Source organism: Advenella sp. S44 (assembly GCF_002810445.1).
Lineage (GTDB): Bacteria > Pseudomonadota > Gammaproteobacteria > Burkholderiales > Burkholderiaceae_B > Advenella.
The window spans coordinates 94,240-112,314 of the sequence record NZ_NEXS01000011.1 but is presented as its reverse complement, the minus strand read 5'-3'; the positions used below and the strand labels follow the sequence as shown (position 1 = coordinate 112,314).

Genomic DNA, 18,075 nt, shown 5'->3' with positions numbered 1-18,075 from the left:
TCCTTAAAGACGCCACGTCAGGCGCATGCCCACTTCGCGCGGCGGACTGTATACGGTCACAAAGCCATTCTGATAACCAACGGCGTCATACTTTTTATTGGCGGCATTGTTGACGTAGGCTGCCACTTCCCAATTCTTGCCGGCATAGCCGGCCGTCAGATTGATCAGTCCGTAGCCATTGCGCTTGTATTTATTGGCTGCATCCAAATACACTTTGCCGGTGCCCACAACTTGCGCCTGCGCGTACCAGCCTTTTGAAGAGGTATAGCGTACGCCGGCATGGCCGCTCAGGTCAGGTGCAAAGGGATTACGTTTGCCCGAATAATCGGCCATGCCATCCTGAAAGCGTTCAAAGCGGGTGTGATTCCAGGCCAGGCCCGCATTGACGCGCCAACCCGGTGCCAGCATGTAGTCAAAATCCAGCTCAATCCCTTTGGCGTTTGCAGCGGCAGCGCTGGTGATATACATCATGCCGGCAGTGGGCATTTGCATCACCTGCATGTCACGCACGGTCATGTAATAGGCTGCGATTGAATAGCGTCCGCGGCGGTTATCGAACGAACCCTTGAGCCCGGTCTCGTACGAGAGGGTTTTCTCCGGACTGTACGGCATAAAGTTGGCCGCAGGAGACACCACATTAAAGCCGCCGGTACGTATCCCCTTGGCAACGCTGATATACCATTGGTGGTCTGGCGTCATCTGATACTGCAATGCCAGCTTGGGAGAGAAATGTGTCCAGCCCTCGCTCATTTTCTGCTTGTCGTCAGGGGCAATTGAAACGTTGTTGCGCTCAATGCGCCCTCCCAGCGATACGGTCCACGCATCCGAAAGCGGGACGTTCCAATGCGTAAACAAGGCCAGCGAGCTGCCTTTTTGACCGACTTGCAGATGGCTGCTGCCCATCATCGTTTTTGAAATATTGACCAGGTCATTGTCCTGCTTGTCCGCATACACGCCGACCAGCCAGTCTGCCTTGCCCGCCTTGCCTTCGATCCGCAGTTCCTGCGACAGATTGCGAAAGTGATGATCACGCCCAACATGAAGAACGTCCATGGGCATGAAGTCTGTGTCCTGCTGGACGCGATCCCGATAGTCGTTATAGGCGGTGATGGAGCGCAGCGTAAGCCCAGAGGCAAATTGATGCGAGGCGCTCAGCGAGAAAGTCTGGCCGACAGATTTGTTCCATCCCGCTGTTCCAGATGCCACTTCGTTGCGTTCGGCGCTGGGGCTGCCCCATAGGGCCGAACCATCATGAAACTCTTGCCGGGCATAACGCAAGACCACGTCGGTGGCCGGTGTCGGCGTCCAGCGCAGGCCGATGTTCAGGTTGCCGCGTTCGCGCCTGTCGTCTTTTTTTCCCGTATGGGAATTATTAATAAAGCCGTGCTGGCTGGACCAGCTACCGGAAATGGAACCATACAGGGTATCTTGTGTAATCGGCTGGCTTAGCGAAAAACTGCCCGCACGCTTGGCGCGGCTTCCAAATTCACCGGATATCGCAGCTCTTGGAGTATTGTCCATGGGCTGGGTGTGAATGGATACCACACCGGCCTCGGCATTGCGTCCATACAAGGTCGATTGCGGGCCTCGCAGCACCTCAATGCGATCCAGGTCCAAAAAACTGTTTTCGAATCCCTGGGCCGTCAACGTGGGCACGCCATCGACCAGCATCAATACCGACGTAGACGAAGTATTAAAGTTTGCGGTTACGCCGCGCATGACCGGCGAGTTCAGGCCCGACTGACCGAAGGGCTGAAAGGAAAGACCGGGCATGCGGCCCTCTAGCTGCTCCATGCGCTGGATGCCTGTCTGCTCGATGTCCAGGCCGTCGATGACCGCAATACTTGCGGGCACCTGTTCCAGCAGACGGCTGGTTTTTTCTGCCGTTACCGTAATGGGGGCCAATTCCGTGGTCTGTTGCTGATGGGAGGGTGGCACACTCTGCGCCAGCGCCGGCACCGGTAATGTCCAAGCCGCGCAAATCGCTAACGCCGGCCAGGCGGCTTCACAATAGGAAGATCGGATTTTTCTCATCAATGACACCTACAAATCTATACGCATTGCCGACGCGGCAAGAATATAAGATTGTAGATTATCAAGTGATAATGAGTCTTATTTAAAGCGTATGAATTCTGGAGTAATTTATATGAAAGTCGTCATACCGGTAAAAGCGGGAACATAATCTGCTGGATTGGGTTGCTGCTGGATATCAAGCCGGGTCAACGGAAAAGGTAGCATGCCGCGTTTATACTCCAGTATTCAATTTGCAAACCGGTATTTCGTCGTGAAGAAACATCAATCGTTTTCAGCACAGTCGCCTTGTCCTTGCGGCAGTTCAGCAAGCTATGAAAGCTGCTGCCAGCGCTGGCACCACGGCGCGCTTCGCCTTCTGGCGCCCGATGCGCAAACCCTTATGCGCAGTCGATACAGCGCCTTTGTGCTGGACGAGCTCGATTATCTGCTCGATACCTGGCACAGCAGCACCCGGCCAGCCTCGCTGGAACCGAATGCGCCGGGGACAAAATGGCTGGGACTGGATGTACGGCGCCATATGCTGCAGGACAATGATCATGCCACGGTAGAGTTTGTCGCCCGATTCCGCCAGAACGGGCGCGCAAGCCGACAACATGAGATCAGCCGGTTTGTGCGGGAAGACGGACGGTGGTTTTATGTAGACGGGCAGGTCTAATCACCGGCTAACATATTGCGAAGATCAATATCCTTTGTCGCCAGACATTGACCTGCGACATGCCAGCTTGTCGACTTCGACTTTGGGCAAAGCAGAATGTGCGAATTCTGGGTATGTTTGCCACCCTGGAAAATATTCACAACGGGATACTCTTTAAGCCCCGCGATATGCCTGGCTACAGTTGGCGCGATAGCGCCCGTCGCCGACCAGTATAAATGAAGGGTTACCCGATTGCCATTCATGCAAAATGCGTGAGTCAACCCGCCAAAACACATGCAGATTTACCTGGGTCTGTTGGAAAATGGCGCTATAGCAAATCATTTGCCAAAAAGCGTTGCCCGGCGTGCCGGAACTTTTCTTGTTATTGCATTTTCTTGTTATTGGGTTCTGTTTTATTAACGCGTTTGCTGCCCGTATGCGTGCTCGTGCCTGACCAGACGACGCACGCCGCCGATAAACTGTTTTTCCAGAGTGCTAGGCGGCCCCTGTTCGCGGTAGATGGCGACCAGCTCGAGCGTGATGGGCGGGTCAAAATGAATGTATCGGGATTGATCCTCCAGGACGAACTTTGCCGTAAATTCATCGACAATCGCAAGCCGATCTTCATACTCAGCGATGGCGGCAGCTACGTAATACGTTTCGACCTTGACTTGATTGGTAAATTGATTGGGGACAGCCATGGATTCTATGATGCGCGTCACCGGATCACCCTCAGAGTAGGTGATCAATTTGCTGAAATCGACCTGGCGCGGGTCTTTTATGTGCCCGCTCTGCGGACCGGCAAGCACCATGTTCACTTTCGCAATGGTGGAGACCATGCAGTCCGGATAGTCGTTCGGCTTGAAAGTGAACGCGATATTGATTTCGCGTGAACGCAACTTGCGGATCAGCTCCGATTCATGTCCCGTGGTTATTTCAATGTTGATATCCGGATATCTTTGCCGAATAAGCGACACGGCTCGCGGCATCAGGTGCAGGCCAAGGCTGGGCAGGCAGCCCAGTTTGAGCGAGCCTGCCGGATGCTGGTGAATATTGGTCGCCAATGACCGGATATGCTCCAGCAGATGCATCATTTTTTCAATATCGGGGGCGAGCGACTGCGCCTCTGGCGTCAGTTTGAGCCGACCCTTTACCCGTTCAAAAAGCTGGAAACCCAGCTGTAGCTCAGCATGCCCCAGGGTTTTGCTGACTGCGGATTGTGAAATATTCAACAGGCGAGCCGCCCGGCTGACCGAGCCAGTGGTGCGTATGGCATGAAAAATTTCGATATGTCTGAGTTTCACCTGCGCTCCAGGGTATGAGTTTTATTCATGGATGATATAACTTTTTTCCTTTGCATGCTATTGCTATTGCCTGCACAATAGCCTGCAAAGAGCAGCATCTTCCCTATTTGCCATTTTTAGGTGTGTCACCCGGAGAGCCGTTATGATCAGATTTCGTTCCCTATTGAAAATGGGCATTGTCTTTGCCTGTGCGATGAATGTCGCCCACGCTGCGGCGGACCAGTTCCGCCTGGGCCTGTCAAAGGATCTGCTCACGCTCGATCCGATTGCCTCTAGCGACAACCCGTCTATCTGGACGCAATTGCTGATTTACGATCAACTGGTGCGGCCCTCTGCCGATGGTACAGAAATAGTGGCCGGTCTGGCCGACCAGTGGGAAATCAGTCCGGATGGCAAAACCTACACATTTCATTTGCGGGAAAACGCCAAATTCAGTGATGGCCAGGCGGTAACGGCCGACGATGTGATTTTTTCCCTGAAGCGGGCTGCCGGAGAAACATCCGGCTGGGCCCGATTTTTCAAGCCCATTACCGGCTATGAAAAAGTTGACGACAGAACAGTAAAATTGAGTCTGGATGCGCCTTTTACGCCGATGCTAAATAACCTGGCGTTGTTTTCCGCATCCATATTGCCCGCAGCGCTACTGCAGAGCAAGGGCGAGGATTTTTTCAAGGCCCCCGTCGGCAGCGGGCCTTTCTCGCTCAAGGCCTGGGACAAGGGGCAACGCGTTTCCCTGGATAAAAACCCGAACTACTGGCAAGAGGGCAAGCCCGCTGTGGAGCACGCCACCCTGGAAATTATCGGCGACGATAATGCGCGCATTCTGAAACTGAAAGCCAACGAGCTGGATGCAGCCATGGATATTCCCTTTAACCAGGTGGCCATGCTGCAGAACGACCCCAATATCAAGACAGCCGTGGCCAAGGTGTTTCGCACCGACCTGGTGCAGCTCAATACCAGCAAAAAGCCATTTGATGACATTCGTGTTCGCCAGGCCTTGAACTACGCGGTCAATAAGCAAACGATTATTCAGGGGGTATTGAAGGGAAATGGCGAGCCGGCTTCGTCCTCTTTGCCCATCATGGCGCATCACAATACTGATATCCAGCCGTACCCCTATGATGTGGCCAAAGCCAAGCAATTGCTTGCTGAAGCCGGGCTGGCTGATGGTTTCAAGGCGACGCTGCTTGTACCATCGGGCAACGTTACTTCGCGGCAGGTGGGACAGGTGATCCAGAATGCCCTGAGCAAGATCGGCGTGACGATTCAGCTGCAAACCATCGAGAGCGGTTCTCAGTTTACGACGACCAAAGCCGGCAATTATGAAATGTCGCTTGCCTATACGACCAGCGATACGATTGACCCTGACCAATTGATCGGCTTTACCGCCGTCAATCCCGAGCGGGCCAATGCCATGCATACGAACTGGAAAAGCGATCGGGTCAACGAATTATATGCGCAAGAGCGCCAGACCCCTGAAGGCGCCGAACGCGGACGCATGTTCCAGGAGATCGAGGCGATCATTAATAAAGAAGTGCCGTTCATTTTCCTGTACCACCAGGGTGTGCCTTACGCCTACCGTTCTAATGTCGAAGGGTTCCAGGTGCTTCCCACATCAAACTACCGGCTTGAAGAGGTCCGGGTGAAGTAAGCGAAACAAATCTAGGGTGAGCAGATCCCGGTAGAGTAAGCAATACGAACCCAGGGCTGAACAGGTCCGGGTAGAGTAAGCAAAACGATTCCAGGATTGAACAGGAGTGGCTTGTGATTTTGCGTTTTATTGTCTTGCGGTTGGTGCAGTTAATCCCGGTGTTGCTGGGCATCACCATCCTGGCTTTTCTGCTTTTGCGGGTGATGCCCGGAGACCCGGCAACGCTGTTGCTGGGTAGCCGTGGCACCGCCGAAGATATAGCGCAATTGCAACGGCAGCTCGGTCTGGATAAGCCGTTGCTAATCCAGTATTTTCAGTTTTTGGTCAATTGCCTGAAGGGCGATTTTGGCACGTCTATCGCTTTCAAGTCATCTGTGGGACCATTGATTTTTGAGCGTCTGTGGGTCACGCTCGCGCTGGTCGGCTATAGCACCGTTATTGCGATTGTGTTGACCATACCACTGGCTTTCCTGGCTGCGCTGCGCAAGAACTCGCCGACCGACAACCTGATCAAGTTTTTGTTCATTTGCTTTATGTCTATGCCGGCCTTCTGGCTTGGCATTTTGCTTGTGCTGGTATTCTCGGTCTATATCCCGATCTTTCCGGTGTCGGGCTTAAATAGTGGATTTTCTGGTCTTTTGCACTCGCTGTTTCTCCCTGCCTTGGTGATTGCATTGAGTACGGCGGCGCTAACGGTTCGCTCCCTCAGAAGTTCGATTATTGCGGTTCTCAATGCCGACTACATTGATACTGCCTACGCCAAAGGCATGAGCCGCATGCAGATTTTGCGGCGTCATGTCTTTCGCAACTCGCTGCTCTCGACAATCTCGGTGCTCGGAGTGCATACCAGTTGGGTGATCGGCGGCACAGTTGTGGTTGAAGCCGTGTTTGCGCTGCCGGGCCTGGGCGGGCTGATGGTCTCGTCCATTGCTGCACGGGACTATCCCATGGTGCAGGGGCTGACGGTGACCTTTGCAGTACTGGTAGTTCTGATCAACCTGGCGGCAGATCTGGCTTATGTCGCGGCCGACCCAAGGGTGGAACTATCATGAACGCAATATTGAGTGGCTGGCGCAGTAGCAGGCTGGCGCAGAATTATTCTTTGTGGGCCGGTCTTGCCCTGTTCATTTTCCTGATCCTGGTCACTTACGTGGTTCCAGCGGTATTCAAGATTGACACGTCTGAAATCAATTTTGATAGCAGCCTGCAGGGCCCGACATTGCAATATCTGTTCGGCACCGACGACTTGGGTCGGCCGGTGTTTTGGCGGGCAATTGAAGCGCTCAAGACAGATCTTGAGATTGTTGCGGTTTGCGTGTTAATTCCATTTGTGACTGGCTCGCTGATCGGGCTGGTTTCAGGCTATGTTGGCGGCTGGTTTGATACGCTGATCATGCGCATTGTAGATATTGTGTGGGCTTTCCCGTTTTATGTGCTGGTTATCGCGATTGTCGGCTCGCTTGGCCCTAGTACTCAGAACATGTACCTGGCCTTTACGCTGGTAGTCTGGATTTCTTTTGCGCGGATTGTGCGCGGCGAAGTGCTGCTGGTCAAGACCACAGAATATGTTCAGTCGGCCAGGGTAATGGGATACAGCCACTTGCGAATACTGTTCCTGCACATTCTTCCCAATGTTATTACGCCTGCTATTGTGTTCATGATGGCCGATGTTGTCCTGACGATTCTGGCGGTAACCTCCCTGGGGTTTCTGGGCCTGGGGATCCAGCCGCCCACACCGGAGCTGGGCGTCATGATTGCCGAAGGCCGCAACTACATATTCGATGCGTGGTGGATTTCTGTGTTTCCCGGCATCATGATCATTTATATCGGCGTGACGTTTTCCCTGCTGGGCGACGGCATCGATAATCAGCTCAGGGTGAAATTATGAATGCGGCAGCAGAGCAGGTGCTGCAGGTGGAGAACCTGCATGCGGGCTTTGGCCAGCGTGGCCGAGCACAAATGGCTATTGAAGGAGTGACATTCCAGGTAAAAAAGGGCCGGGTGTTCGGGCTGGTCGGAGAGTCCGGATGCGGCAAAAGTACCACCTGTCGTTCGATTATTCGCTTGTTCGGCGGCTCGCCGTTTGTGATTGAACAAGGGCGTATTCTCTTTGACGGCAAAGATCTGGCAGCCATGGACGACCAGCAATTGGCAGGCATTCGGGGTCGAAAGATCTCCATGATTTTCCAGGATCCCATGACAGCGCTGAACCCGACAATGCGGGTGGGCGATCAGGTGGCCGAAATTGTACGGCGCAATCATGTCGGCCTGTCATCGACCCAGGTCCGCGAAAAAGTGGTGGGGCTGTTGCGGGAAGTGGGCATTACCTCGCCCGAGCGTCGTTTCAGTGCCTGGCCGCATGAGTTAAGCGGTGGCCTGCGCCAGCGGGTGCTGATTGCCATGGCCCTGTCCTGTGCGCCACAGTTGCTTATTGCCGATGAGCCCACGACGGCGCTGGATGTGACGATTCAGGCGCAGGTCCTGCGGCTGCTGCACGATCTGCGTGAACGCATAGGCATGTCGGTCCTGTTGGTCACGCATGATCTGGGCGTTGTGGCCCAGCATTGTGACGATATGGCGGTAATGTACGCAGGGAAGATTGTGGAAAGCGGTAGTGTGGCCGAGATTTTCGCCAATCCACGCCATCCCTATACCCGTGCGCTTCTTAATGCGCTGCCGGCGCATGTTGATCCCGAGCATAAGCTGGAGCCCATTCCGGGCGAACCTCCGGCCGCCGGACAGTATCCGGCGGGATGCCGTTTCCATCCCCGTTGCAGGTTTGCGATTGACAGATGTCATAACGAGATTCCTGATAATGAACAACTGACCCGCGAGCATGCGTGCGCCTGTCATCGCAAGGAGGAAATATTGTGGTAACTCAATCACAGTCTCCGATTCTGCTGACCGTGGACAAGCTGGAAAAGCGTTACGGCGGCAATCGCCGGCTTGGCGATTGGCTTGGCGGCAAATCGACAACAGCGCTGCAGGCCCTCAAGGGCGTATCGCTACAGGTGAGTCAGGGCGAGATCGTCGGCGTGGTCGGAGAGTCCGGTTGTGGCAAAAGTACATTGGGAAAATGCATCGTCGGCTTGCAACCGCCATCGGGCGGGACGGTAACCTGGTCTGATGGCAGGCCAATGCACGCGTTTTCGCGATTCGAGCGCAGCACCAAAATCCAGATGGTGTTCCAGGATCCCTACTCGTCGCTCAATCCCCGGTTTACGATCGGGCGTCTGCTTAAAGAGGCGCTGGCCACGCATAAAGCGGCGCACGATAAAAGCCCATTGAACACCGCGGTTGATCGCCTGCTGGGCATTGTCGGCTTGCCGCAGTCGCTGAAGCAGAAATTTCCACACGCTCTCAGTGGCGGTCAGCGCCAGCGCGTGTCTATTGCGCGGGCGCTCGCGGTCAGGCCGCAACTGGTGATTGCGGACGAACCGGTTTCTGCGCTGGATGCTTCTGTACAGGCGCAGATTATCAATTTGTTCGAGGATATCAGGCAACAATTGGGGGTGGCTTTCCTGTTTGTGGCCCATGATCTGAACGTGGTCAAACGCGTGAGCGACCGTGTCCTGGTCATGTACCTGGGCCAGATCGTAGAGGAAGGGACAAAAGAGGATATCTTTTCCACGCCCCGGCATCCGTATACGCGGGCGTTGCTTTCCGCCATTCCGGTTGCCGACCCGTCAATCAAGACCCCGTCCTCCATCCTGGAGGGTGAATTGCCCGATCCGCATGAGACTATTGCTGGCTGCGCGTTTTCCAGTCGTTGTCCTTATGTAATACCGGCTTGCGGGCAAAGCCATCCGGACTTGACGCCCGTCTCGGGCACGCACCGCGCCAGATGCATAAGATTGGCGCAAATCTAGGAAATTCTTTATGTATTACCATCAGACAGAACGATCAATGCAAATCGGACAACAACTGCTGTCGTCTGCCCGGCAGATCTTTGTGCCGCTTGGCCATGATGTGGCCGATTCGGGCCTGACGTTGCATTTGTTTCCGCGGTCGGATCCGGGCCAGCAGGCCAGCGGAAGTCTGGAAGGATTTTCATGGCAGGGGCAACGGCATTTTTACCCGGCCAGCGTTGTCAAGGTGGCGTACCTGGCGGCAGCGCAGGCGGCGTTGCGTGACGGTAAAATAACGCCGCATCCTGAATTGAATCGCGCTATCACGGACATGATTATGTGGTCTAGCAATAATGCGACCAATTATGTGATTGACTTGTTGACCGGAACTACCGGAGACACGCTATTGCCGGATGCGGAGATGGCGCAATGGATAGCGCAGCGCCAGGGCGTGAATCGGTTTTTTGCAGAATTGGGCTGGCCCGAGGCCCGGGAAATGAATATCTGCCAGAAGTTGATGGATGATGATCGCTACGGCAGGGAAAAACGGTTTGTCACACTGGATGGAAAGAATAATCACAACTGCCTTAGTAGCGATTTTGTGGCACGCCTGCTTAGTGAAATTTGTACCGGCAGGTTCCTGGATTCCGCGACAAGCCTGGCGGCAGCGCAGTTCCTGAAACGATCTCTGGCAGAGAACTTCAAAAGCCTTCCGCATTCTCAGGTAAACGGTTTTCTGGGAGAGCGTTTGCCTGAGAATCTGCAATACTATTCCAAGGCGGGGTGGAACGGCTGGACCGGCGATGCGCTCTCCAGTTACAACCGGCACGACAGTGCCCACTTTCTGTTGTCGCAAGCTCAATGCAATGCCTACGGCGCCATCACGATTGTGGTTTTTTCCCATGGCAAGGCGGTGTCGGAAGACATCTTGTTTCTGCCGCAGATCGGCCAGGCGCTAATGCAGATACTTGCGCAGTATTGACAGATTAATCAGGATGCCCGGCTTGTCAAGCACCATTGGGCGGCGGCCTGCGGCGTCCGTGTTCTAGGACGCTTCCACTGCGATGGCTTTTGCGCCGTTATGCGCGCTGGTTGAGTCAGCGCTCTGCGGTGTTTTTCGCATCAGGTTTCAAAATCGCTCTCCAGCGGGCAATTTCACTATTGATCAGGTCGCGAAACGCTTCGGGTGACGAAACTTGGACTTCGCCGTCAATAACGGCCAGTCGTCTGCCGACTTCGGGATCGGCAAGGCTTTTTTTGAGCGCGCTGTTTATTTTCACAACAATGTCCGACGGTGTGCCTGCAGGCGCAAGAATCCCCCACCATACCAGAGCCTCGAAGTCTTTCAGACCCTGCTCTGCGATTGTTGGTGTATCGGGCGCCGACTGCAGCCGCTGGCTCCCGGAAGTTCCCAGTAGTTTGACGCGCTTGTTATCCAGTTGTCCCTTGATTTGGGACAGTCCGGTGAATGTCATATCGACATGTCCGCTTGCGACGTCCAACAAGGCCGGCCCGGCTCCGCGATAGGGCACTTTCAGCAAATTCAGTTGTGTGGCCTCACGGAACAGCTCAGCAGCCAGATCGCTGGCTGAGCCAGCGCCCGACGTGGCAATTGTCAATTGCCTGGGATCCTTTTTGGCGTTGGAAAGCAGCGTCTGAATATCGTCGGCTTCCAGGCTCGAGCGCGCCGCCAGCCCCATGGCATAGGTAATAACCAGTCCGACGGGCATGAAATCCTCCGGCGTTTTATAGGGCAGTGAGGGCAGCAGCGTGGGATTGGTCGCAAAGCTGGGACTGACGATAAGCAAGGTATAGCCATCAGGTGCCGCTTTGGCCACAGCTTCAGTGCCGATCACGGTGTTGCCGCCGCCGCGGTTGTCAACAACCACGGGCTGCCTGACCTCGGCGGAAAACTTGTCCGCCCAGGCACGCACAATAAAGTCGCCGCCCCCGCCGGCAGCAAAGGGCACGATGATACGTATTGGTTTATTGGGGTAGTCGCTCGCGCTTGCGGCATAACCGGCCGTGGTCAGGAGCGAAGTTGCCAGTAGTACTGCCTTTAATAGGTGTTTCATCATGTCTCTCCATTGCATAGTTTGCATTTGTCATTTTTTGTAGAGTGATCAAACCTCAAGGATCCAGCTGTATACTATTGTGCACTAAGGTGTATTTAAAGTAAACTACATATACTCTCCCACGTTCGGGGTACTGGTAATGAAAAGTCCGATTGACGTTCTGCGCAGCTTTCCCCCTCACGGCGGGACGCTACACGAGGCATTTTCAAGTCGTTGCCAAAACAGGCAAGACGACACTTTTATTATCCAGTCGGAAGTATCGCTTACCTGGAGACAATTTCGCGAGCGTTATGACAGGCTTGCGCGCGTGCTAAAAGGGCGGGGCATTGGCCCAGGCGACCGCGTGGCTGTCGTGGGGCGCAATGACATATCCCATCTACTGGCGTTGTTTGCGCTGGCTCGCCTTGGCGCGACCATGGTGCCGGTCAACCCGGATTACAGCATCCGCGAATTAACTTATGCCTTGAACCATGCCGACGTTAAAGCCATCATCGCGCAGGCCGAACTGCTTAAACCTATTGAGCAGGCTACGCAAGCCATGGCGCAAAAGCCATGGGCCTTGCTGTGGGGTCAAAAATCGCCTGACGATGCCTCTCTTGAGCAAGCCATCGATAATGCACCTGACATTGTGCTTGGAGAAAATGGTAGCGCCTCTGATACCTGCGTCATCATTTATACCTCGGGCACGACGGGGTATCCGAAGGGCGTGATGCACAGTCAGCGAAATTTCCTGCTGGCCGGCGAGGCGAATGTGGCGCGTCTGCATATGCAGCCGGACGACCGGGTGATGATCATTCTTCCTTTTTTCCACATCAATGCGCTGTTCTATTCTGTAGGCGGTGTGCTGGCTGCGGGGGCCAGCATGATTATCGAGCCGCGGTTCTCGGCGACGCGCTTCTGGGATACGGCTGCTGAACACGGGGCTACCATTGTCAATATTATCGAAGCGATTGGCACCATTCTGTGTGCGCGTTCTCGGTCTGAGTTCCGCTCCGATCACCAGCTTCGCGTTGTATATGGCGTACGCAAGAAGGCCGCTGACGTGTTCCGGGAGCAATTTGGTATTGACGATTTATTCTCGGGCTTTGGCATGACGGAGATCCCGGGCGTGACCTGCAACCCTTACGGGCAGCCGAACAAGCCCGGCAGCATGGGCATCATTGGCACCCATCCGGATCCGGCCATGCAATGGGCACAATGCAGGGTCGTGAATGATGACGGTTGTGATGTCGAGACGAATCAGGTTGGCGAGCTATGGGTGAAGTCGCCCATTGTGATGCAAGGCTATTTCCGAGACCCCGATCAGACGCAGCAAGCCTTTCATGACGGTTGGCTCAAGACCGGCGATCTGGTGCGGCGAGATGCCGACGGGTTTTATTTTCACGTTTCCCGCAAGAAAGACATTATCCGGCGGCGCGGTGAAAATATCGCGGCGGCTGAACTTGAAATGGTGATTGGCGAACATCCGAAAGTTTTTCAGGTTGCCGCCCTGGGCGTGCCTTCCGACATGGGCGAGGACGATATCTTTGTGGCCGTTGTTGCCAGGCCGGGCGAGGTGCTGAGCGAATCTGACGTGGCGGCATGGTGTGCGGATCGACTGGCCGCCATCAAAATGCCGCGTTATGTGGCTTTGCTGGATGCATTGCCCCTGACTCCGACTCATAAAATTGCCAAAGCAGTTTTGCGCGATGATGCCCAAATACGCGCCAGGGCAGTGGATTTGCAAGGGTAAAGCGGTGTGCGCGACACGCTTTTGTTTGAATGGAATTGCCAGCAGGGCATAGTACGCCTGACTAATCTATTAGCGCAAAGGACGACGAGGTATGGCTAAACGTAAACAACTTAGAACCGATATCAGTTGGAGCACCGAAGACACTATCACCATCAAGGGCCTGGACCTGTGCAGGGACATCATGGGCAAGGTTTCGTTGGGCGATATGGCTTTTCTGGAGTTAACCGATCGCCTGCCCAACGAACGCGAATCCAGGGTATTTAACGCTCTGGCTGTCATTTTGGTGGAGCACGGCATGACGCCCAGCGCCATCGTGACCCGCATGACCATTTGCGGTGCCCCCGAAGCGATGCAAGCTGCAGTCGCTGCTGGCCTGAACGGGCTTGGCAGTGTTTTTGTGGGCAGCATGGAAAATGCGGCCTGTCTTTTGCAAACCGCATTGCCGGATCCTAGTGTAACGGTGGATACTTCTGCACTTGCCCGGCAAATTGTTGCGCAACAAATGCGTGATGGAAAATCCATTCCGGGGATTGGTCATCATATTCATAAACCGGTGGATCCACGTGCGCCGCGCCTGTTTGAAATTGCCGAAGACAACGGCTTTTCAGGCCCGTATGTGGCGCTAATGAATGCGGTAGCCGATGAAGCCGGCAGGCAACGGGGCAAGAGCCTGCCAGTGAATGCCACCGGCGCGATCGCGGCAGTCGCCAGTGAGCTGAAAATCCCGTGGGACATTGTCCGGGGGATCGGCGTGATGGCACGTGCGATCGGCCTGGTGGCGCATGTCCTGGAAGAATTGCGCGATCCCATGGCGCGGGAAATCAAGGCCATGGTCGAAGAGCAGGCGACTGCACATCATCGATGACCCATGACTGGATTGCATACCTGTCCGCCATGGGCCGCCATGTAGATTTTTCACGGAAGCGCTTATCGGGCCGACGATAGAAGATACCGCGCTCGCGACAAAGCCGGGTTTTGGGATGTTTCCCCGAGGACGCGCGCCTGCAATCGAAGGGGAATAAACACCGGTTGCACCATTAACAGTGATGATACGTATATCATTATGCGAATATTGATATTGATGACGGACGATAAGGCGGTGGCCATTTCGTCGCCTGTCCCTATTTGGAGTTGTTTTTAAATCATGAGTCAAGATTCTTCTACCCATGCCAAAACTAGCGGCGCAGCGCAAGACCTTCTGCACGCACGTTACCAGCAGGCTGCATTCATTCCGGATGAACTGAACGCAACCATCGAGACGCTGTTCAATCATCGCTCAGTGCGCGCCTATACCGACGAGGCACTCAAGCCCGGCACGCTGCAACTGCTGGTTGCTGCCGCGCAATCGGCCTCTACGTCGTCCAACCTGCAGACCTGGAGCGTGGTCGCGGTCCAGGATCCGGCGCGCAAGGACCGGTTGGCACAACTGGCGGGCAATCAGGAACATATACGGCGCTGTCCGCTGTATCTGGTCTGGGTGGCTGATCTGGCGCGCTTGAAGACGCTGGGCGTCAAGCGAGGCGTCGCGCATGATGGCCTGACATATATGGAGGCTTTTCTGGTGGCCGCCATTGATTCTGCACTGGCGGCGCAGAATGCGGCAGTTGCTGCCGAATCCATGGGATTGGGCGTTGTTTACATCGGCGGAATGCGCAACCAACCCGAGGAAGTGGCCAAAGAGCTTGGACTGCCCGACTATGCATTTGCGACCTTCGGCATGTGTATCGGTTATCCAGACCCGGCCAAGCCCGCTTCAATCAAACCACGCCTTCCGCAATCGGCGGTTCTGCATAAAGAAACGTACGATGCATCAGCGCTTGATGACGCCACCCAAAGCTATAACGCCACCATGGCAGAGTTCTATAAGGCGCAGGGAATGAAGAACGACGCGGCGTGGGACATGCATTCGCTGAACCGGCTTCGCGGACCGCAAGCCCTCACTGGCCGGCACCGGCTGGTTGAAGCGCTCAATAATCTGGGGTTTGAGCTGCGATAGCCAATTTGGCGTTTGAGCAGCGAGAGCAGGGCGTGTTCAGTTCTTCAAGCCGAAGGATGAGAGTGCACGAAAAGCTATTTCAAATGTAATCATTCTGACTCGGCCCTTCGTTTTAAAAGGCCGCTGCCTGCAAGCCGCTCTGCCGAGCATGGCACGGTACGAGGCAGTCCAGCGTGACACGGCCTGCCCCGTACCGGACAACCGGCAGAGAACGAGCCACAAGCCGCCGCACAGCGCAGAAAAGCGCGAACAATGATATCCAGAAACGCGAATGACTGACTTATGCAAAAACGTTTGACGCCTTCCATTACTTCCCTTCAGTGTTTTGAGGCCGTAGCGCGACACATGAGTTTTACGCGTGCCGCTGAAGAAATGCATTTGACGCAAAGTGCCGTCAGCAAACAGATTGCACAGCTGGAGTCAATCCTGAAGCACCCGCTATTTCGCCGGGTCAGGCAGCGGTTGCAGTTGACGCCGGCAGGATTACTGTATCAGTCTGAAGTCAAGGAGATCCTGACGCGAATCGATATGTCGTCGCGGTATATCCTCTCTTATGGCAGCGAGACCCAGGTGTTGACTATCGGCACCCAGCCAACCTTCGGCGCCCGCTGGCTTATTCCCCGCATCAACCGCTTCATGAAGGAAAATCCGAGTATCCACATCAAGGTGCAGAGCGAGCTAAAGCCGTTTGATCTGGTACAGGCCAAGATCGATATCGCTTTTTTTTACGGACGAGGCACGCTGCCGGGGGCCGAATGCAGGGAAATGTTTGAGGCAGGGATGATACCTGTGTGTCATCCCTGCCTGATACCACCAGAAGGAATACACGAGCTGGCGTGTCTGGCCGATATGATTCTGATTCAATGCGCATCGCGTCCTGAGGCATGGCATGATTGGTTCTATCACCAGCATTTTCATACTGATAGCAGCTATAACGGCCCCAGGTTCGATACGTTCTATATGTGCATGCGGGCCGCACAGGCCGGTTGTGGCATTGCTATCGTGCCGCGCCTGCTGGTTCAGGAAGAACTGCGCGACGGCAAATTGATTATTCCATGGCATTATGAACAGCCAAGCGATGGATCCTACTTCGTCGCGTATTCAGAACACTCTGCAGAAGTACCCAAGATCAAGGCTTTTGTGGCCTTCGTTCAATCAGAGGTCGCCACCGGGCTATAACGGGTAGTGGAGAGTTCATGGAAACGATCTGGTGGCTAGATCCATGAAAAGCCGATAGTGCATGGATTCATGAAAAAGTGATAGTGGACAGGTTCATGAAAAGGCATGATGAATGAGTTCATGAAAAAAAGGAATGATGAGCCCATATTTTTTCATTTGGCTGACGCGATCGAACGTGCTTTAATTGCAGTCTTTGTTGCTTGCGTTCGAGATTAATCCGGTGAACCGGCAACCGGTCAGTACGGGTCACGGCGACTAAAGCTTCCCATAGCGCCCCTAGGATTTTCGCCTGCTGTTCCGGATATTCTCGCCTTGGCATCCCTGGCGTCATGCATCGCGTGCAGGCAGGGTGTCGGTAGTCATAACAGCAGAGAAGTGCATGAAGAACCTTGATCGCTACTATTCCATATCCGACTTTGAAAAGAAAGCCAGAAAGCTCATGCCGCGTTGCGTGGCGGGTTACGTTTGTGGCGGCACAGAGGACGAAGCCTCATTGTCGGAGAGCCTGGCGGTTATGAAGCGTATCGGGTTCCGACATCGGGGTCTGCGGCCGGTCGAGCAGCGTACGAGCGCGGTATCCCTTTTTGGACAGACCTACGCGATGCCACTGGGATTTGCACCCACGGGCTTTTCCGCTATCGTGATGCATGAATGTGATTTGGCGCTTGCTACAGTGGCAACAGAGACCCGCATTCCGTTTGTGATCAGCGGAGCGTCGAACGTGCCGCTAGAGCATTTGCAGCAGGCCACAGGGAATCGATGCTGGTATCAGGCCTATTTGCCGGGGGATATTGCACGCATAGACAAGCTGCTGACGCGGTTGAAGCGGGCGCAAATTCCGGTGCTGGTTGTGACTATTGACACATGCGTAGCCGGCAACCGTGAGAACATCAAGCGGCTGGATTTTACCGTGCCCTTCAAAATAAGTCCGAGACTGATCCTGGACGGAATATTGCATCCGCAATGGAGTTTGAACGTTTTCATGCGAACGTTGATTAAAGGCGGTGTTCCCAGATTCTCCAATCTTTACGAGCAAATTGGCCCGCCCATCACGCAAGATCCGCCTAACGGATTTCGTGGCGGTCGCGACCGGTTATCGTGGGAGCATATGCGGTGGATACGCGATAACTGGGAAGGCAAACTCGTGCTCAAAGGAGTCATGCATCCGGAAGACGCCCGGGCAGCAGTCGTGGCAGGGGTTGATGGCCTGATCGTATCGAACCACGGCGGCAGGCAACTGGATGGCTCCATCTCACCGCTGCAAGCGCTGCCCGATATCGTTGACGCGGTTTCTGGCGCCATGCCGGTCATGATCGACGGCGGTTTCAGGCGCGGCGCCGACGTACTCAAGGCGGTTGCGATGGGCGCCAGTATGGTGTTCACCGGCAGGCCACAATTATATGGAGCGGCAGTAGCGGGTAGCGCAGGCATTCAAAAAGTCGTCGATATTTTTCATTCCGAAATCGATACGAACATGGCCTTGCTCGGCAGCAGCTGTTTGCAAGAGCTGACAGTCGATTGTCTGCAAACGGTCGACGCTCCGCGACTCGCGCGATTGTGATCAAACGCTCAACAGAGCAAGAAAACGATGCGCCCGGCGCTGCCGGGCGATGATACTTTAT

The 18,075-nt window shown here is 54.7% G+C and carries 15 protein-coding genes; 12 read left to right on the top strand and 3 right to left on the bottom strand.

Annotation, left to right across the window (positions count from 1 at the left end):
• Positions 1–3: 3 nt before the first annotated feature.
• Positions 4–2,034: a TonB-dependent receptor gene (locus tag CAP48_RS18305; RefSeq protein WP_100699312.1), complete on the bottom strand. Its 2,031-nt coding sequence runs from the start codon at positions 2,032–2,034 to the stop codon at positions 4–6.
• Positions 2,035–2,284: 250 nt separating this feature from the next.
• Here CAP48_RS18305 and CAP48_RS18300 point away from each other — a divergent pair, with 250 nt between their 5' ends.
• Complete coding sequence (locus CAP48_RS18300; RefSeq protein ID WP_100699519.1) at positions 2,285–2,689, top strand: YchJ family protein; 405 nt, start codon at positions 2,285–2,287, stop codon at positions 2,687–2,689.
• A 395-nt stretch (positions 2,690–3,084) separates the two neighbouring features.
• On the opposite strand, the gene CAP48_RS18290 is transcribed toward CAP48_RS18300, so the two are convergent.
• Positions 3,085–3,972 (bottom strand): LysR family transcriptional regulator, encoded by an 888-nt coding sequence (locus tag CAP48_RS18290; RefSeq protein ID WP_100699310.1) that lies wholly within the window; start codon positions 3,970–3,972, stop codon positions 3,085–3,087.
• A gap of 142 nt (positions 3,973–4,114) precedes the next feature.
• Between CAP48_RS18290 and CAP48_RS18285 the strand changes: the two genes are divergently transcribed.
• The 6 genes from CAP48_RS18285 to CAP48_RS18260 all read left to right on the top strand — a co-directional run bounded on the left by CAP48_RS18285 (position 4,115) and on the right by CAP48_RS18260 (position 10,453).
• Positions 4,115–5,623, top strand: coding sequence for an ABC transporter substrate-binding protein (locus CAP48_RS18285; RefSeq protein WP_100699309.1), 1,509 nt, complete (start codon positions 4,115–4,117; stop codon positions 5,621–5,623).
• Between the two features lie 113 nt (positions 5,624–5,736).
• Positions 5,737–6,675, top strand: a complete 939-nt coding sequence (locus CAP48_RS18280; protein ID WP_100699308.1) for an ABC transporter permease — start codon at positions 5,737–5,739, stop codon at positions 6,673–6,675.
• A complete protein-coding gene (locus CAP48_RS18275; protein ID WP_100699307.1) occupies positions 6,672–7,511 on the top strand; it encodes an ABC transporter permease in 840 nt (279 codons plus the stop codon). Before CAP48_RS18280 ends, CAP48_RS18275 begins: the two co-directional genes overlap by 4 nt.
• A complete protein-coding gene (locus tag CAP48_RS18270; RefSeq protein ID WP_100699306.1) occupies positions 7,508–8,500 on the top strand; it encodes an ABC transporter ATP-binding protein in 993 nt (330 codons plus the stop codon). Before CAP48_RS18275 ends, CAP48_RS18270 begins: the two co-directional genes overlap by 4 nt.
• Complete coding sequence (locus CAP48_RS18265; RefSeq protein WP_100699305.1) at positions 8,494–9,492, top strand: ABC transporter ATP-binding protein; 999 nt, start codon at positions 8,494–8,496, stop codon at positions 9,490–9,492. The genes CAP48_RS18270 and CAP48_RS18265 overlap by 7 nt, the downstream gene beginning before the upstream one ends.
• A gap of 10 nt (positions 9,493–9,502) precedes the next feature.
• The gene (locus CAP48_RS18260; protein ID WP_100699304.1) at positions 9,503–10,453 is read left to right on the top strand and encodes a serine hydrolase; all 951 of its coding nucleotides are present in this window, start codon (positions 9,503–9,505) and stop codon (positions 10,451–10,453) included.
• 115 nt (positions 10,454–10,568) lie between these two features.
• On the opposite strand, the gene CAP48_RS18255 is transcribed toward CAP48_RS18260, so the two are convergent.
• Positions 10,569–11,549 (bottom strand): tripartite tricarboxylate transporter substrate binding protein, encoded by a 981-nt coding sequence (locus CAP48_RS18255; RefSeq protein ID WP_161495302.1) that lies wholly within the window; start codon positions 11,547–11,549, stop codon positions 10,569–10,571.
• Positions 11,550–11,685: 136 nt separating this feature from the next.
• Here CAP48_RS18255 and CAP48_RS18250 point away from each other — a divergent pair, with 136 nt between their 5' ends.
• The 5 genes from CAP48_RS18250 (at position 11,686) to CAP48_RS18230 (ending at position 18,014) form a co-directional block, all read left to right on the top strand.
• The gene (locus CAP48_RS18250) at positions 11,686–13,278 is read left to right on the top strand and encodes a class I adenylate-forming enzyme family protein (protein WP_100699302.1); all 1,593 of its coding nucleotides are present in this window, start codon (positions 11,686–11,688) and stop codon (positions 13,276–13,278) included.
• Between the two features lie 91 nt (positions 13,279–13,369).
• Positions 13,370–14,143 carry a citryl-CoA lyase gene (locus tag CAP48_RS18245; protein ID WP_100699301.1) on the top strand — a complete coding sequence of 258 codons (774 nt, stop codon included), beginning with the start codon at positions 13,370–13,372 and terminating at the stop codon, positions 14,141–14,143.
• Positions 14,144–14,422: 279 nt separating this feature from the next.
• The gene (locus tag CAP48_RS18240) at positions 14,423–15,274 is read left to right on the top strand and encodes an NADPH-dependent oxidoreductase (protein WP_226817092.1); all 852 of its coding nucleotides are present in this window, start codon (positions 14,423–14,425) and stop codon (positions 15,272–15,274) included.
• A gap of 282 nt (positions 15,275–15,556) precedes the next feature.
• On the top strand, positions 15,557–16,453 hold the full coding sequence (locus CAP48_RS18235) for a LysR substrate-binding domain-containing protein (protein WP_100699300.1): 897 nt from the start codon (positions 15,557–15,559) through the stop codon (positions 16,451–16,453).
• A gap of 379 nt (positions 16,454–16,832) precedes the next feature.
• On the top strand, positions 16,833–18,014 hold the full coding sequence (locus CAP48_RS18230) for an alpha-hydroxy acid oxidase (RefSeq protein ID WP_100699299.1): 1,182 nt from the start codon (positions 16,833–16,835) through the stop codon (positions 18,012–18,014).
• The last annotated feature ends 61 nt before the right edge of the window (positions 18,015–18,075 follow it).

Excerpts from the sequence above, each read along its gene's own strand:
- CAP48_RS18305 (WP_100699312.1), bottom strand. The coding sequence starts at position 2,034 with ATGAGAAAAATCCGATCTTCCTATTGTGAAGCCGCCTGGCCGGCGTTA.
- CAP48_RS18285 (WP_100699309.1), top strand. The coding sequence starts at position 4,115 with ATGATCAGATTTCGTTCCCTATTGAAAATGGGCATTGTCTTTGCCTGT.
- CAP48_RS18275 (WP_100699307.1), top strand. The coding sequence starts at position 6,672 with ATGAACGCAATATTGAGTGGCTGGCGCAGTAGCAGGCTGGCGCAGAAT.
- CAP48_RS18270 (WP_100699306.1), top strand. The coding sequence starts at position 7,508 with ATGAATGCGGCAGCAGAGCAGGTGCTGCAGGTGGAGAACCTGCATGCG.
- CAP48_RS18260 (WP_100699304.1), top strand. The coding sequence starts at position 9,503 with ATGTATTACCATCAGACAGAACGATCAATGCAAATCGGACAACAACTG.
- CAP48_RS18255 (WP_161495302.1), bottom strand. The coding sequence starts at position 11,549 with ATGATGAAACACCTATTAAAGGCAGTACTACTGGCAACTTCGCTCCTG.
- CAP48_RS18250 (WP_100699302.1), top strand. The coding sequence starts at position 11,686 with ATGAAAAGTCCGATTGACGTTCTGCGCAGCTTTCCCCCTCACGGCGGG.
- CAP48_RS18245 (WP_100699301.1), top strand. The coding sequence starts at position 13,370 with ATGGCTAAACGTAAACAACTTAGAACCGATATCAGTTGGAGCACCGAA.
- CAP48_RS18240 (WP_226817092.1), top strand. The coding sequence starts at position 14,423 with ATGAGTCAAGATTCTTCTACCCATGCCAAAACTAGCGGCGCAGCGCAA.
- CAP48_RS18235 (WP_100699300.1), top strand. The coding sequence starts at position 15,557 with ATGCAAAAACGTTTGACGCCTTCCATTACTTCCCTTCAGTGTTTTGAG.
- CAP48_RS18230 (WP_100699299.1), top strand. The coding sequence starts at position 16,833 with ATGAAGAACCTTGATCGCTACTATTCCATATCCGACTTTGAAAAGAAA.